The sequence below is a fragment of the Pseudomonas sp. NPDC087336 genome, assembly GCF_044744285.1.
GTDB lineage: Bacteria > Pseudomonadota > Gammaproteobacteria > Pseudomonadales > Pseudomonadaceae > Aquipseudomonas.
In genome coordinates this window covers 75,328-90,275 of record NZ_JBIUYA010000010.1, presented here as the reverse complement: position 1 = coordinate 90,275, position 14,948 = coordinate 75,328, and the positions used below count along the sequence as shown (strand labels likewise).

Annotated in this window: 12 protein-coding genes; 11 read left to right on the top strand and 1 reads right to left on the bottom strand. The window is 61.3% G+C overall.

Features of this window, described 5'->3' with window-relative positions; translation table 11 throughout:
- The first annotated feature begins 177 nt into the window (after nucleotides 1-177).
- The 7 genes from ACIO0C_RS12465 (at nucleotide 178) to ACIO0C_RS12435 (ending at nucleotide 8,968) form a co-directional block, all read left to right on the top strand.
- The gene (locus ACIO0C_RS12465) at nucleotides 178-1,176 is read left to right on the top strand and encodes a WD40/YVTN/BNR-like repeat-containing protein (RefSeq protein WP_401312184.1); all 999 of its coding nucleotides are present in this window, start codon (nucleotides 178-180) and stop codon (nucleotides 1,174-1,176) included.
- On the top strand, nucleotides 1,163-3,553 hold the full coding sequence (locus ACIO0C_RS12460) for an RND family transporter (RefSeq protein ID WP_401312181.1): 2,391 nt from the start codon (nucleotides 1,163-1,165) through the stop codon (nucleotides 3,551-3,553). The genes ACIO0C_RS12465 and ACIO0C_RS12460 overlap by 14 nt, the downstream gene beginning before the upstream one ends.
- A gap of 48 nt (nucleotides 3,554-3,601) precedes the next feature.
- Nucleotides 3,602-4,852 carry a helix-turn-helix transcriptional regulator gene (locus ACIO0C_RS12455; RefSeq protein ID WP_401312178.1) on the top strand — a complete coding sequence of 417 codons (1,251 nt, stop codon included), beginning with the start codon at nucleotides 3,602-3,604 and terminating at the stop codon, nucleotides 4,850-4,852.
- A 132-nt stretch (nucleotides 4,853-4,984) separates the two neighbouring features.
- Nucleotides 4,985-5,749: an SDR family oxidoreductase gene (locus ACIO0C_RS12450; RefSeq protein WP_401312175.1), complete on the top strand. Its 765-nt coding sequence runs from the start codon at nucleotides 4,985-4,987 to the stop codon at nucleotides 5,747-5,749.
- Nucleotides 5,750-5,772: 23 nt separating this feature from the next.
- Nucleotides 5,773-6,606: an SDR family NAD(P)-dependent oxidoreductase gene (locus tag ACIO0C_RS12445; protein WP_401312173.1), complete on the top strand. Its 834-nt coding sequence runs from the start codon at nucleotides 5,773-5,775 to the stop codon at nucleotides 6,604-6,606.
- 121 nt (nucleotides 6,607-6,727) lie between these two features.
- Entirely contained in the window at nucleotides 6,728-7,765 is a 1,038-nt protein-coding gene (locus ACIO0C_RS12440) for a Rieske 2Fe-2S domain-containing protein (protein ID WP_401312170.1), read from the top strand.
- 24 nt (nucleotides 7,766-7,789) lie between these two features.
- Nucleotides 7,790-8,968 (top strand): MFS transporter, encoded by a 1,179-nt coding sequence (locus ACIO0C_RS12435; protein ID WP_401312167.1) that lies wholly within the window; start codon nucleotides 7,790-7,792, stop codon nucleotides 8,966-8,968.
- 33 nt (nucleotides 8,969-9,001) lie between these two features.
- Here the strand turns inward: ACIO0C_RS12435 and ACIO0C_RS12430 are convergent, their stop codons facing one another.
- On the bottom strand, nucleotides 9,002-9,160 hold the full coding sequence (locus ACIO0C_RS12430; protein ID WP_401312165.1) for a DUF2986 domain-containing protein: 159 nt from the start codon (nucleotides 9,158-9,160) through the stop codon (nucleotides 9,002-9,004).
- Nucleotides 9,161-9,322: 162 nt separating this feature from the next.
- Here ACIO0C_RS12430 and ACIO0C_RS12425 point away from each other — a divergent pair, with 162 nt between their 5' ends.
- The 4 genes from ACIO0C_RS12425 to ACIO0C_RS12410 all read left to right on the top strand — a co-directional run bounded on the left by ACIO0C_RS12425 (nucleotide 9,323) and on the right by ACIO0C_RS12410 (nucleotide 14,819).
- Nucleotides 9,323-9,844 (top strand): sigma-70 family RNA polymerase sigma factor, encoded by a 522-nt coding sequence (locus ACIO0C_RS12425; RefSeq protein ID WP_401312162.1) that lies wholly within the window; start codon nucleotides 9,323-9,325, stop codon nucleotides 9,842-9,844.
- A complete protein-coding gene (locus ACIO0C_RS12420) occupies nucleotides 9,841-10,806 on the top strand; it encodes a FecR domain-containing protein (RefSeq protein WP_401312159.1) in 966 nt (321 codons plus the stop codon). The genes ACIO0C_RS12425 and ACIO0C_RS12420 overlap by 4 nt, the downstream gene beginning before the upstream one ends.
- Nucleotides 10,807-10,901: 95 nt before the next feature.
- Nucleotides 10,902-13,382: a TonB-dependent siderophore receptor gene (locus tag ACIO0C_RS12415; protein WP_401312157.1), complete on the top strand. Its 2,481-nt coding sequence runs from the start codon at nucleotides 10,902-10,904 to the stop codon at nucleotides 13,380-13,382.
- A 252-nt stretch (nucleotides 13,383-13,634) separates the two neighbouring features.
- The gene (locus tag ACIO0C_RS12410) at nucleotides 13,635-14,819 is read left to right on the top strand and encodes a porin (protein WP_401312155.1); all 1,185 of its coding nucleotides are present in this window, start codon (nucleotides 13,635-13,637) and stop codon (nucleotides 14,817-14,819) included.
- Nucleotides 14,820-14,948 lie beyond the last annotated feature (129 nt).

Genomic DNA, 14,948 nt, shown 5'->3' with positions numbered 1-14,948 from the left:
GGGTAGGCCATTTGGACGATGCCCCGGGAGCCGGGCAGGACGACTATCTACACACCTCAGTCAAGAGCGGTTGCAAGCGCCGCACCTCGTGGGTGCGGTGATTCACTTCTACAAGAATAAGAGGGTGGGCTGTATGTCTATTGTCGAGCGCCTGGATGTTGCTGCAAGGAGTCGCCCATGCGCCAGTTGATCGCTTACCTGGTGTGCATTGCGGTCGCCGCAATCGTCGCGCTGGCGTTCACCCCGCGTGAGGGCGTGAGCGTCGGTGAAACGGCACTGAACACAGACCGCATGCAAATCAATGGTCTGCTCAACCTGGGCAAGCGCCAGGTGGCGGTGGGCGAACGCGGCACCATTTTGATCAGCGATGACCGCGGCCATGCCTGGCAGCAGGCCAGTGTCGAGCCGCGCCGGCAGATTTCCCTCACCGCCATTACCGCATTGAGCGCCGGGCAACTGATTGCCGTTGGCCAGGATGGGTTGATCCTGCGTTCCTCCGACGAGGGCAGCAGCTGGCAGGAGGTTCACTACGAGCCCGAAGCCGGTGAGCCATTGCTGGGCGTTTGGGCGGCTGGCAGTGACCAGGTCTTTGTGTTCGGCAGCTACGGCAAGTTCTACCAGTCCGACGATGCCGGGCAGAGCTGGCAAGTGCTGGCGCTGGAAGTCGATCGCTCTCACCTCAATGGCATGGATGGCGGCAGTGATGGCCGGCGCATGCTGGTCGGCGAGCAGGGCCTGGTCCTGCGCAGTGCCGATAACGGCCAGCACTGGCAACAGTTGCCGACGTTCTACAACGGCTCGCTGTTTGGCGTGGTCCGCCTGAGTTCCCAGCGTTGGGTGACCTACGGCATGCGCGGTCATGTCTTCGTCACCGATAACTTCGGCGAGCAATGGCAGGCCATCAAGGTCGGCAACACGCAACCGCTCTATGGTCATGTGCTGCTACCGGACAACGGCGGGTTATTGATTGTCGGCGCGGGCAGTTCGATGGTGCGCCTCGATGGCCAGGGCCACCTGCTCGGCACCAGCCGGCAACCCGGGCTTGGGACCTTGACCTCAGCTGTTGTGGTGGAGGGCGACCAGGTGCTGGTGGCCGGTGAACGTGGTGTGTATCAGGGCAGCGGCAACAGCGTTGCCGTGCTGGGCAAAGGGGAGCAGCGTCATGAAACACGGTAAATCCTGGGTCGACCGCATGGTCGAGCGCTGTGCCGACCTGTTGCTTGGGCAACGCAAACTGCTGCTGTCGGTGTTTGTGTTGCTGACCTTGGGCCTGGGGTACAGCGCCACGCACACCCAGCTCGATCCTGGCTTCAACAAGCAGATCCCGGTGCGGCATGAGTACATGCTCAACTTCCTCGGTTTCAGTCAGTATTTCACCGGGGCCAACCGTTTTCTGGTCAGCGTGAAATGGAAAGGCGAAGGGGATATCTATAACCCGCAGTTCCTCGACACGTTGCGCAAGGTCACTGACGACGTGTTCTTCATCAACGGGGTCAGCCGCGCCAGCGTCACCTCGTTGTTCACAGCCAATGTGCGCTACATCGAAATCACCGAAGAAGGCTTTTTCGGCGATGTGGTGGTGCCGCCGCGCTTTACCGGAACTGCCGAGGACCTGGCCCAGGTGCGCAGCAACGCCACCCGCTCCGGGCAGGTCGGGCGGCTGGTGGCCAACGACCTGAAATCGGCCATGGTGCGTGCCGACTTGCAGGATGTCGACCCGCAGACCGGCAAGGCGGTCAGTTATGTGGACGTGTCCCGGAGCCTGGAAGACATCCGCGCCAAATACGCCAGCGACCAGGTGGAAATCAACATCGTCGGCTTCGCCAAGCTGGTGGGCGATGTGGTCGAAGGCCTGATGACAGTGATCGGTTTTTTTGTCGTCGCCTTCCTGATCACCGGCCTGCTGCTGTGGATCTACTCGCGGTCGCTGCGCCTGACCGTGGTGGCCTTGCTGGTGGCCTTGCTACCGGTGGTCTGGCTCCTGGGACTGCTGCCGCTGATGGGTCTGGGCATCGACCCGATGTCGATTCTGGTGCCGTTCCTGATCTTCTCCATCGGTGTCTCGCACGCCGTGCAGATGACCAATGCCTGGAAGCAGGAAGTCCTGGCCGGAAAGGACTCGGTGCAGGCGGCGCGCCTGGCTTTCTGCAACATCTTCATTCCCGGTTCCCTGGCGCTGCTGATGAATGCCCTGGGTTTTGCCGTGATCATGCTGATCGACATCCCGATCGTGCATGAACTGGGCGTGACCGCCTGCATCGGTGTGATGCTGATGATCATCACCAACAAGATGATGTTGCCGATCATCATTTCCCATTTGCGCCTCGAGCGTAGCGTGCTGGCCAAGGGGCGCGTCCAGCAGCAGGGCAGGCACCCGCTGTGGTGGCGGCTGTCGGCACTGGCCGAGCCGCGTCCGGCGCTGGCGGTGCTGGTGCTCAGCCTGATGTTGCTCGGCGTCGCGGTGCTCAAGGCGCGGCAGCTGGAAGTCGGTGACATCGGTGCCGGTGCGCCGGAGTTGCGCGCCGAGTCGCGCTACAACCAGGACAACGCGAAGATTGTCGGCAGCTATTCCATCGGCCTCGATGTGCTGGCGGTGTTCGTCGAGGCCCAGGGCCTGGAGGAGGCCTGCCTGTCGCCGACGGTGATGCGTGCCGTCGAGGCCTTCGACTTCAAGATGCGCAGCGTCACGGGGGTGCAGTCAGTGCAGAGTGTGGCCGGTTTCGGCAAGACGGTGATTGCCGGCAACAACGAAGGCAACCCGCGCTGGGCGGCTATTCCGGGCTCGTCCCGGGGGTTGAGCCAGGGTGCCCGGGCCTATATGCCCGATGACGGCCTGGTGACCGATGGCTGCCAGCAGATGCAGATCCTGGTGTTCCTCTCCGATCACGATGGCGCGACGGTGTCCCATGTGGTCAAGGAAGCCAAGCGGATCATCGACCAGGTCCAGGTCCCGGAAATCAAGTTCCTCCTGGGCGGAGGCAACGTGGGGGTGATGGCGGCGTCCAATGATGCGGTCAAGCGCGCCGAGGTGCTGATGCTGGTGGCGTTGTTCGGCTCGGTGCTGCTGTTTTGCTGGCTGACGTTTGGCTCATTGCGCGCGGTGCTGTGCATCCTGGTACCGCTGGCCATCGTTGCGGTGCTGTGCAACGCGCTGATGGCCATGCTCGGCATCGGCCTGAAGGTGGCGACACTGCCGGTGATGGCGCTCGGGGTCGGAGTAGGTGTGGACTACGGCATTTACCTTTATGAACGGATCCAGCATGAAATGGCCGACGGCGCCGACCTGCGTAATGCATTCTACCGGGCCATGTGCCAGCGCGGAACGGCGGCCGTGTTCACCGCCCTGACCATGTCGATCGGGGTCTGCACCTGGGCCTTTGCGCCGCTGAAGTTTCAGGCCGACATGGGGGTATTGCTATCGTTCATGTTTCTGGTCAATGTGCTTGGGGCGATTTTCCTGCTACCGGCGCTGGCCGCCTGGTTCAATCAGGGCAAGCCATTGGTGGCGGCCAGAACAGGCCGCACACCGCATGCGCAAGTGTTCGAATCATAACAATAAAAACGGGCATGGCCTGAGCTGTGTCCCGCGAGGAAACGAGCGATGGAAAATTCCAGTTTGAGTGTTCAGGCCCTGGCAGAAATGGGCGTGGAGCTGGCTGAATATGACAGGCTCATCGGCGAGTTCTACGACGGCTCGCTGGATCACAAGTTGATGGCCAAGACCCTGCGCCATGTCCGAAGCTTGTACCAGGCCAACTATGTCACCTTGATCTTGCGAGTGCCTGAGCAGCCGGACCTGGGCCTGATGATTGTCGTCGGCGACATCGAAGGTGATGGAGAGGTGAGTTACTGGCCTTATCAACAATCGGTCACGCCCTTCAGCAACCCGCCGATCGACCAGGTGTTCACGGTCGACGACCTGATGACCGAGGCGCAGTGGACTAATTCGGTTTACTACAAGACCTATGGCACCCTCCACGACACCTTCCACATCATGGGTGCCGATGTTTCCACGCCCGATGGCGGCAAGCTGCGCTTTCGCATCACCCGGCCGAAAGCCGCGCCGAAATTCACCGCCTCCGAACGCACCTTGTGCGAAATGCTCCTGCCGCACTTGCGCCGTGCGATGCATGTGCACAATCTGCTCGATCGCAGCGAATCGATCGGTGAGTTGTACTCCCAGGCCATCAGCCGCTTGTCAGTGGCCACCATCGTCCTTGACCAGAACGGCAGCGTGCTGCGCCTGAACCCTGTGGCCAGCGAATTGCTGAAGCAGGCCGATGGACTCAAGCTGGTCGGCGGCCGTCTTGAAGCCACTTACCCCACCGATAATCGCGAGTTGCAGCGCCTGGTGCGTAACGCCTTCGCGCGCGAAGCGAGCAGTGAGCAGGTCAGCACGGCGGCTGAAGCGATGTCGGTGTCCAGGCCGTCTGGACAGATCAACCTGGGCGTCGTCGTCGAGCCGATTCCGACCCAGGACTGGGCCGAAGGCAAGAGCAAACCTGTGGTGGTGGTGTACATCCGCGACGCCGTCGGCCGTTCCATGGCCAGTGAAACGGTGACCAAGCAACTGTTCAACCTGACGCGGGCCGAAACCGCATTGGCCATGGAGTTGGCCAACGGCCTGTCCCTCGAAGAAGCCGCCGAAGTGCTGAATGTGCGTCGCAACACTGCCCGGGCGCACTTGCGCTCGATTTTCTCGAAGACCGGGGTCCGCCGCCAAACGGAGTTGGTGCGCATCATCCTCAACAGTGTGGTTGCCCTGGGAAAGCCCAAGTTGGCGATGCTGGCAAGCGATAAGCCCCAAACGCCGGCGTTGAAGCTGGCTCAGCCGGTACGCAACCGCGCCTGAGCGTGGTCCTTGTCAACCGAACGCCCCGTTCTTGCTCGCAAGATCGGGGCGTTTTAGTCCGTGCGGACGATGTTGGCGGCTTTGTGCGGCCCCAATACTAGCCGACACCGTTATTTAATGAGGAAGAACGTTATGCCAGTTACAGCGGTCAGCGGTTCTGCATCCGGTATAGGCGCGGCAGTCTGCCAGGCGCTACGCGCGGCAGGGCACCGTATCATCGGTATCGATCGGGCAAACGCCGAGGTCATCGCCGACCTGTCCAGCCCGGCCGGACGCCAGGCAGCCATCAGTGCGGTGCTTGAGCAAAGCGCAGGCGTGCTCGACGGCCTGGTCTGCTGCGCCGGGGTAGGTTCCAGCGCGACGTCCGATATCATTATCGCGGTCAATTACTTCGGCGTCACTGAGCTGCTCGATGGTCTGGCCGATGCCCTGGCCAGGGGCGACAAGCCGGCCGCCGTGGTGATCGGCTCGATTGCCGCCACCCACGCCAAGCCCGATCAGCAGCCGATGGTCGCGGCCATGCTCGCCAGCAACGAAACCCTGGCGCTGGAACATGCCAATGCCCTGGGGCTGTCCCACGTCGCCTATGCCAGCTCCAAGTACGCGGTGACCCGCAATGCCCGCAGCAAGGCGGTTGCCTGGGCCAAGCAGGGCATTCGACTGAATGTGGTGGCGCCGGGAGCGGTGGAGACGCCGTTGCATCAGGCGTCGCTGAACGACCCGCGTTTTGCCAAGGCTGTCCGTGAGTTCGTCGCACCGCTGGGGCGCTCCGGTCACCCCGAGGAAATCGCTCAAGTGGTGGCATTCCTGCAGTCCGCACAGGCCAGCTTCGTCCACGGCAGCGTGATCTTTGTCGATGGCGGTATGGATGCCATGGTCCGCCCGGCCAGTTTCTGACCCTTGCCACAGAGAGCATGACCATGACCAAGGTGGCATTCATTACCGGCGCCAGCCGCGGTATCGGCCGGGAGACGGCATTGGCTTTTGCCCGGGCCGGATTTGATGTGGCAATCAGTGCCCGCACATTGGAGGAGGGCGAGCACGCCAGCCATCGCTTGTGCGATGCCCAGGGCGTGCCCTTGTCCGGCAGCCTCAACAGCACCGCGGCGGCCATCCGCGAGTTGGGGCGCGAGGCGCTGGTGGTGCCCATGGACCTGCTCGACAGCGCCTCGGTGGTGGCGGCCGGGCAGGCTGTGCTGGCAGCGTTCGGGCGCATCGATGTGCTGGTCAATAACGCCATTTACCAGGGCAACGATTTGAATGCGGCGTTCATGACACTGCAGGCGCAGACCATGGAACGGGTGTTCAAGGGCTACATACTGGCGCCGTTACTGCTCACCCAGACGGTGCTGGCGGCCATGCTCGAACGGGGGGCGGGGGTGGTGATCAACGTGACCTCCGGGGCCGGCGAGGGCGATCCTCCCGTGGCCGCCGCCGACGGCGGCTGGGGGTACGCCTATGGGGCAGGCAAGGCTGCGGTTTCCCGGGTGTCCGGGGTGCTTGCCGCCGAGCTGGGCAAGCAGGGGATTCGCGCCTTCACGCTCAATCCCGGGGTGGTCACTACCGACGCACTGAAGGCCACGATTGGCGAGAGTGGCTTGCTGGCCATGCGCATCGGCACCGCTCCCCCCCAGGTGCCGGCCGCGGTCATGGTGTGGCTGGCCACTGCCGGGCAGGCGGTGGATTTTCAGCGGCGCACGATTGCCGCTCAGCCCTTCGCCCTGGAGCATGGGATTGTCGCCGACTGGCGCTGACAGTCTGGAGAAGTCGTGGTGGAAGGCTCATCTAGTCCATGCGGAGGATGAGCTCCGGCATCTGCTCGGTGAAGATTGACCGGGCAAGTTATCGGGGATTTCCACACGAGGAACAATAACAATGACCAAGCTCGCTGCAATCAATGTCGAAAATGTTCTGGCCCCTCGCTTTGGTCGAGGCTGGCATTGCCTGGGTGAAGCGGCCGACTACCGTGACGGCCAATTGCACACCCTGGATATCTTTGGCACGCGCTTGCTGGCGTTTGCCACGTCCAGCGGCCAGATCAGCGTCATCGATGCGCATTGCCCGCACATGGGCGCCGACCTGTCGCGCGGTACCCTGGAAAACGACCGCGTGGTCTGCCCATTTCACCACTGGCAATACGACGCGAGCGGCAAGTGCGTGGAGATTCCGTACTGCAAGCGCATCCCGCCGAAAGCCAAGACCCGCAGCTGGCTGACCTGTGAAGAGAACAGACTGCTGTTCGTCTGGAATAACCCGCAAGGCAAGGCCCCGGCAGACGAGGTGGTGATTCCTCATCTGCCCGAGCAGGACAGCGACGAATGGCTGCACGACTGGCACATGGACAAGCTGATCATCGAGACCAACCCGCGGGAACTGGTCGACAACCTGGCGGATGCCCAGCATTTCGGCCCGGTTCACGGCACTCCGACCAAGTACTTCGCCAACGTTTTCGAAGGCCACATCGCCCAGCAGATTTTCCACGGTGACTCCGAGCGACTGGGCGGCGACCTGGTGGCCGAGTCGGCTTACTACGGGCCCGCGACCCATTTCACCCGCATGCGCGCGGTGTTCGAAGGCATGGAAATCCACTCGATCCTGCTCAACTGCCACGTGCCAATCAATGGCAACAGTTTCGAACTGCGCTTTGGTTGCATGGTGAAAAAAATCCCGGGCTGGAGCGAGGAGCAGAACCGCGCCCTGGCTCAGGACTATGTGATGCGCAACCGCGAGTCGTTCTATCAGGATGTGGACATCTGGGCGCACAAGATTCGGGTCAACAACCCGGTCCTGGCTGAAGGGGATGGCCCGGTCTACCAACTGCGTGAATGGTACGACCAGTTTTTCATGGACGAAGAAAGCGTGCCGGCCGCCATGGCCGAACGCCGCGAAATCATCACCGTCGGCCAGCGCTGATAACCACCCGGGCAGGAACGCACAATGAACATGAGTGGCCGTAAAACACTGGCGATCATGCTGGCCGCCAGCTTTGCCTCGACGATTGGTGGTTTGCCATTCAATACCTTGCCTATCCTGCTCGGTTCGATGGTCGACAGCCTTGGGTTCAGTGTCCAACAGATCGGCCTGCTGGGATCGGTGTGTTTTGCCGGCTACCTGCTCGGCACGCTGGTGGCCGTGATGCTGATTGACCGCTTGAACTGGCGCTGGTTGACCCTGGGCTGTGCGGTCGGGGCTGCGGCGGCGTACTGGATGTCGTCATGGCTACCGGCCGCGGCGCAGTTGCCGGTGTGGGCCGTGATTGGTTTTTTTGCCGCGCTGATGACCTGCCTCGGCATGCGCATCATGGGCGAAATGGCCAACAAGGAACGCGCCTTGGGTATGCGTCTGGGCATCGAACTCGGGGTGGTGGCTGCCGTGCTTTTCGCCTTGCCATCGCTGGTGATTGCGTATTTCCACTACGCCGGTGCGGCCGTGATGCTGGCCGCGATCATCCTGTTGTTGAGTCTCAGCGCATTGGTATTGCCAAAGCGCCAGGACTTTATTGGTGAAAGAGAGCAATTGCATGGCGGATCGTTGCTCTTACGCTTTCGATTGCCGCCTGCAGCTTATGCCGCGTTGGCCTTTTTCTTCCTGTTCGGCGTGGGGCAAATTGGCCTTTGGGCGTTCCTTGAACGTTTGGGCCATGGCCTGGCGCTGCAGCCGACGGAACTGGGTATCGTTTTCGCGGTGTTGAAGTTACTGGGCGGCGCAGCTGCGCTTGTCCTGGCCGTGGTGGGCGATCGTCTGGGCGTGCGCTTGCCCCATGTCGTTGTCCTGGCGGTACTGGGAACGGGGCTGATGTTACTGGGCAACGCCGAGGGCTTCCTGATGTATGCCGCCGGTGCCTGGATCTGGGAGGTGGGGTTCACCTGGGGCTGTGTCTACCAGACCGCGGCAATTGCTCGCCTGGACAGCAGCGGTCGCTCGATCATGTTGATTCCCGGAGCCTTTGCCTTGAGCTCCATGGCCGGCCCGGCCGTGGCCGGGCAACTGGTCGGCCAGGGGTTTGGCGCTCTGCTATGGCTGGCGGCCGGCTGTGCACTGATCCCGGTACTCGCCTTTACCTGCCTGCTGGCGCAGCGTTTGAGAGGCCTCTACGCGCTAACGCCGCTTCGATAAATTGAACCGGCAGCCAATGAGAAGATTCGTAGATCAGCTCTGCGAGGAAATGATCGAGTCCTGACTGGCTTCAGCAGCCAGTTTCAATCGGTCCGCCTTACAAATGTACTTAGGCTTTTTCGGAGCCAGTTTGGCGCTGGCCTTCTTGGCCTTTTCCTTGAACAGCTGCTGCAGTTTTTTCTGACGGTTCATACTTTCCACCCCGCTTGTAAGTTCTTCAATGATATCAGCGTAGCCCGTGCCTGGCCCTGCCTTCCGGTAGGGCAGGGTTCGTTGGCCACAGTGGCTATTGCAAATCACCCTGCGCGCACCTGACAATGCGAGTCATTATCACTCGCGAATTATTCCATCGTCATGTCCGCCAACGATTTATCCCTGCGCAACGCCGTCAATGATCTGTATTGCGACCATCACGGTTGGCTCAATGGCTGGCTGCGCAAGCGTCTGGGCAATGCTTTCGATGCGGCGGACCTGGCGCAGGACACTTTCGTTCGGGTCATCAAGGCGCGAAACGCGCTGGAGATTCGCGAGCCACGGCCTTACCTGTCGATGATCGCCAAGGGCTTGCTGATCGATCTGTTTCGCCGCCGTTCGCTGGAACAGTCCTACCTCGAAGCCTTGGCGGCCATGCCCGAATGGCAGCAACCTTCACTGGAGGAACAGGCGATCCTGTTGCAAGCCCTGATGGAAATCGACCGCCTGTTGCAAGGATTGGGGACCAAGGTCAAGCAGGCGTTCATCCTGTCGCAGTTCGACGGGTTGACCTACCCGCAGATTGCCGAGCGCCTGAATATCAGCGCCCGCACGGTCAACAACTACATGGCCAAGGCCATGGAGCATTGCTGTCTGATGCAGATTCGGCTGCAACTGGCGTGAGCCTTTCACCCGCTGAGTTGAAGGCGATTGGCGCCGCCTCGCGCTGGTATGCCCGACTTCGGTCGGGTATCGCCACCGAGGCGGACCTGGCTGCCTGGAACGACTGGCTGGGCGCCGATCCTGCCCATCGCCAAGCTTGGCAACGCATGATCGACGTAGGAGAGCAGATGGCCAGTGTGCCGGGTTCACTGGCTGCGCCAGCGTTGCGCGGCGCTGATCGATCCCGGCGCCAGGTGTTGCGCAGTGTGCTGGTGCTCGTGTCAGCCGGTTCGCTGGGCTGGCTGGGCTGGCAAAGCGAGACCTCGCGCAACCTGTTTGCCGATTTTCGCACCGCAGTGGGTGAGCGCCGTGAGTTTCGCTTGGCCGATGGCAGCGTGTTGCTACTCAACACCGATACGTCGGTCAACCTTCGTTTCGACGGTCATCAACGTGTACTCGAACTGTTGCGGGGCGAGATACAGGTGACGACCGCTGTCGATCCCTTGCAGCGGCCGTTCAAGGTGCTCACCCGTCATGCCGAGGTGCTGGCGCTCGGCACACGGTTTATCGTCCGGTCCGATGAGCAGGGCGGTGGCGTGGCGGTGATCGAGAAGGCCATCGAGGTGCGTTCGGCTGGCGCTGGCTCGACGGTGCGTGTGGACGCCGGCCAGTCCCTGGACTTCGATGGCCACTCATTGGGGGGGGTACGGCGCAACGACGCTTCGGTCGGTGCCTGGCAACAGGGGAGCATCATCGCTATCAATCGTCCCCTGGCCGAGCTGATGGCCGACCTTTCGCGCTACCGCCCCGGTGTGCTGCGCTGCGATCCGCGTATTGCCCAGCTGAAAGTATCTGGCGCTTTTCCCATTGATGACACCGACCTGGCGCTGGCTGCGCTGGAGAGTGGCTTCTCGCTGCGAATCACCCGGTACAGCCGGTATTGGGTCGATGTGTCGTCGCCTGCCAGTACGCTTTTACAGTGAGTTGAAAATAGTTTGTCCGGGTTTGCACTTTTCATGCGCATCGTCCGGCTCATCCCTCAATGAGTTTTTACAGATCGTTTTGGGGGAGGGTAAGCATGTCTCGGGAGTACAAGCCTGGTCGTCTGGCGACCGCAGTCAAGGTCGGGTTGTTGGCGGTAACGACGGCCGGCGTCTGGCCAACGGCAACGGTTGCGGCACAGGTGCCAGCGCAGCAGCAAAGTTCGGTTAAATCCTTCGACATCGCCGCTGGCAACCTGACCGAAGTTCTCAGCCACTTCGCCAGCGCGGCGGGCGCTGCGCTGTCGTTCGATGCGCGACAAACCGATGGGTTGAAATCCCCAGGGCTCCAGGGTGCGTTTGGTGTCAGCGAAGGGTTTGCACGGATCCTGGGCGGCAGCGGTCTGCAGGCCGAACCCCAGGCCAACGGTACTTATGTTCTACGGGCGGTTCCGACCGTCGGCTCGGCGCTGGAACTGGGTGCTACCAACATCAATGGACAAGTGCTGGGCGCGACCACCGAATACAGCGGCTCGTACACCACGGGTGCAGTCACCCTCGGCAAGGGTGAGCACTCGCTCAGGGAAACGCCGCAATCAGTCACGGTGATGACGCGCAAGATGCTCGATGACCAGAACCTGAACACCATCGACCAGGTCATGGAAAAGACCCCGGGCATCACCGTCTACGACTCGACCATGGGCGGCAAGTACTTCTACTCGCGCGGGTTCCGCATGTCGGGCCAGTACCAGTACGACGGTGTGCCCCTGGACATGGGCAACCTCTATGTCCAGGCCGACAGTTTCAGCGGTGACATGGCGTATTACGACCGGGTCGAAATTCTTCGCGGCGCCGCGGGAATGATGAAAGGCGCGGGTGGCACCGCCGGCGGGGTGAACTTCGTGCGCAAACGCGGCCAGACTTCCGCGCACAGGGACATCACGCTGTCCGCTGGCAGCTGGGACAATTATCGCGGGCAGGTCGACACCGGTGGCCCGCTGAACGAATCCGGCACCTTGCGCGGTCGGGCGGTGGTCGCCGAGCAGAGCCGGCATTATTTCGTGGACGACGCCAGTCGCAAGGATCAGGTGTACTACGGCGCGCTCGACCTTGACCTGAGCCCCGACACGACGCTCGGGTTGGGCGTTGCCTATGAAGACGTGGATGCCAGCCCTTGCTGGGGTGGCCTGCCGCGTTACAAGGACCGCAGCGACTTGAAGCTCAGCCGCTCGACCTGTCTCGATCCTGCGTGGAATACCTGGCGCAGCCAGCGCACCACGGTCTTCAGTGACCTGAATCACCAGCTCAACGATGACTGGGCCTTGAAGGTCGCCAGTGTCTATACAAAAAACACCCAGGACATCAAGTACGCATTCGCTTCCGGCGCCGTGACGCCCGGTACCGATACCACCGGCATGCTGGGCAGCATGTATGACTACGATCAGGTCGATTACGGCCTGGACGCCTACGTCGATGGCAAGTTCGACGCGTTCGGTCAACGACATGAACTGGTCGTGGGCTTCAACGCCAGCCGTTCGAAAAAGAACGACTTCTACTCAGTGGCATTTCTGCCGCAGCGCCAGAATGTGTTCAACCCCGACAAGCATATTCCAGAGCCGGATGACAGCTACTTCATCGACAACTCATCTCGTGGCGGGCCGGTCGATTCAGTCACTAAACAGAAGGGCATTTACTCGACACTGCGCTTGAAACTGGCTGATCCGCTGACCGTTGTCGTCGGCGCTCGGGTGAGCTGGTACAACTCCGATACCGACTCCGAGTTCATCAACACGGGTACCTCGGAACACTCCAGCACCACAGAGACCGGGCAGGTGACGCCGTTTGCCGGCGTGCTGCTGGACCTGAACGAGAACCTGACGGCCTACGCCAGCTACGCGGAAATCTTCACCCCGCAAGGCAATTACCGCTCCGAAGACGGTGCTGCGCTCAAGCCTCTCGTCGGCCAGAGCTATGAGCTGGGGATCAAGGGCGCCTGGTTCGACGGTCGACTGAACAGCTCCTTCAACCTGTTCCGTACGATCCAGAAAGATCAGGCGCAGACTGACTACAACTCGTCCTGCCCGTCATCCGATGGCTACTGCTACGTCAATGCCGGCAAGGTTCGCGCCCAGGGTTTCGAAGCCGAGATCAGCGGTGAAGTCATAGAGCGCCTGCAAGTGCTGGCGGGCTACACCTATACCCAGACCAAAACGCTCGACGATATCGACAGCAGCCTCAACGGCGCAGCGTTCAACAGTTATGTGCCGCGGCATATGTTGCGGATGTGGGGCGATTACGCCCTGGGTGGGGCGCTTGAGCGATTCACCCTTGGTGCCGGTGTTAACGCCCAAAGCGATAACTTCCGCGTTTCACCTTCCAGTGGCGAGAAGATCAGCCAGTCAGGTTATGCGATCTGGAACGGCCGCATCGGCTACCGCATCGACGACACCTGGTCGGTCGCGCTCAACGGCAACAACCTGTTCGACAAGCGCTACTACGCCACCATCGGTACCGAAACCTTCGGCAACTACTACGGTGATCCACGCAACTTCATGTTGTCGGTCAAGGCGAGTTTCTAGCGCTGGCAGCGATGAAACGCAGAGCCGCCAGAACGAAATGCCCGGGTCGCAAGACCCGGGCATTTTTTTTGGGGGGCTACAGGCCTACACCCTAAGTTGTGAGCCTTGCCGACAGGCGGTCTTACGCCGCATTTATCGCGTAATTGCGGCCATTCCAAAGCACCTCGAAACCACCCCAAAGGCAGCGTATGGCGCCGCCCGTCAGCTTTCGATAATCGCCTCCGACACCTCGTCCCAGTCGCGGAGCGCGCCATGCACAACAATAAGAACTTCACGCATCGTTTTTTACCGGCGTTGATCGCCAGTCTGTCTTCCTTCGGCATGAGTGCCACGGCCGAAGCCGAAATCATGCTGTACGACAAGGACCAGACCACGTTCTCCACCGACGGCTACATCAACGCCTTCTACGTGAACAGCGATGTCGACCGCGCCGGCGACCAATTCGACCGCCGTCAATCACGGGTGAAAATGGGTTTCCTGCCCAACTACCTGGGCTTCAACATGGGCAAGCAGGTCGATGACCTCAAGCTCGGTGCCCGCGCCTCGTTCTGGGTCACCATCAACGACAGTGAGACCAATGGCACCGACACCGCGATCGATGTGCGGCAGTTCTACGGCACCGTGGCCAACCCGGAATGGGGCGAAGTGTTGATCGGCAAGGACTTCGGCCTGTTCGCGCGCTCCAACATCCTGCTCGATGAGCTGCTCGCCGGCTACGGTCAGGTCAGCGATACCCTGGGGCTGGTGGATGGCGGCGGGGTGTCGTTCGGCAACATCGGCACCGGTTACCCCTATCCGTTCCCGACCTCGCAGATCACCTACCGCACGCCGGTGATGGACGGTTTGCGCGTGGCGGTGGGGATCATGGACCCGGTGGACACCAACGACAGCAGCCCCACCGGCAAGGCCTATCAGGAAAACCCGCGCACCGAGAGCGAGATCACCTACCAGTTCGACCTCGCCGGGGCGAAGATCTACAGCTGGGTCAACGGCAGCTACCAGACTTCGGACAATACCGATTCCACCGTCGACACCGTCACCTCCAAAGGCGTCGGTTATGGCGTGCAGGCGAAAATGGGCGGCTTGTCCCTGGTCGGGTCGGGTTTTCAGGCCAAGGGCATCAATCCGTTTTTCACCAACAACGCGGGCGAACCGACCCTGCGCAACGTCGACAGCGACGGCTATCTGTTGCAGGGCTCCTACAAACTGGGCAAGAACCGCCTGGCACTGTCCTACGGCAAGACCAATGACGATGGCAACGGCGTGGTCGGCAGTGGCGCGGACTACGAGACCCGCGGCATCGCGCTGTTCCATGACGTGAACGACAACCTCAAGCTGGTGGCCGAGTACAACCAGTTCGAAATCAACGGCCATGACAACAGTGCGCAGAACGAAGACACCGATACCTTTGCGGTGGGGGCTGTGTTGACCTGGTAACCAGGAGGTCGGCACAACTCCGATCCCTGTAGGAGCGAGGCTTGCCCGCGAAGAGGGCGTCACATTCAAAATTTATGTTAACGGACACACCGCCTTCGCGGGCAAGCCTCGCTCCTACAAGGAAATGTG

Bases quoted from the DNA above. Each gene is read 5' to 3' on its own strand.
- ACIO0C_RS12465 (WP_401312184.1), top strand. From the start codon at position 178: ATGCGCCAGTTGATCGCTTACCTGGTGTGCATTGCGGTCGCCGCAATC.
- ACIO0C_RS12460 (WP_401312181.1), top strand. From the start codon at position 1,163: ATGAAACACGGTAAATCCTGGGTCGACCGCATGGTCGAGCGCTGTGCC.
- ACIO0C_RS12455 (WP_401312178.1), top strand. From the start codon at position 3,602: ATGGAAAATTCCAGTTTGAGTGTTCAGGCCCTGGCAGAAATGGGCGTG.
- ACIO0C_RS12450 (WP_401312175.1), top strand. From the start codon at position 4,985: ATGCCAGTTACAGCGGTCAGCGGTTCTGCATCCGGTATAGGCGCGGCA.
- ACIO0C_RS12445 (WP_401312173.1), top strand. From the start codon at position 5,773: ATGACCAAGGTGGCATTCATTACCGGCGCCAGCCGCGGTATCGGCCGG.
- ACIO0C_RS12440 (WP_401312170.1), top strand. From the start codon at position 6,728: ATGACCAAGCTCGCTGCAATCAATGTCGAAAATGTTCTGGCCCCTCGC.
- ACIO0C_RS12435 (WP_401312167.1), top strand. From the start codon at position 7,790: ATGAACATGAGTGGCCGTAAAACACTGGCGATCATGCTGGCCGCCAGC.
- ACIO0C_RS12430 (WP_401312165.1), bottom strand. From the start codon at position 9,160: ATGAACCGTCAGAAAAAACTGCAGCAGCTGTTCAAGGAAAAGGCCAAG.
- ACIO0C_RS12425 (WP_401312162.1), top strand. From the start codon at position 9,323: ATGTCCGCCAACGATTTATCCCTGCGCAACGCCGTCAATGATCTGTAT.
- ACIO0C_RS12415 (WP_401312157.1), top strand. From the start codon at position 10,902: ATGTCTCGGGAGTACAAGCCTGGTCGTCTGGCGACCGCAGTCAAGGTC.
- ACIO0C_RS12410 (WP_401312155.1), top strand. From the start codon at position 13,635: ATGCACAACAATAAGAACTTCACGCATCGTTTTTTACCGGCGTTGATC.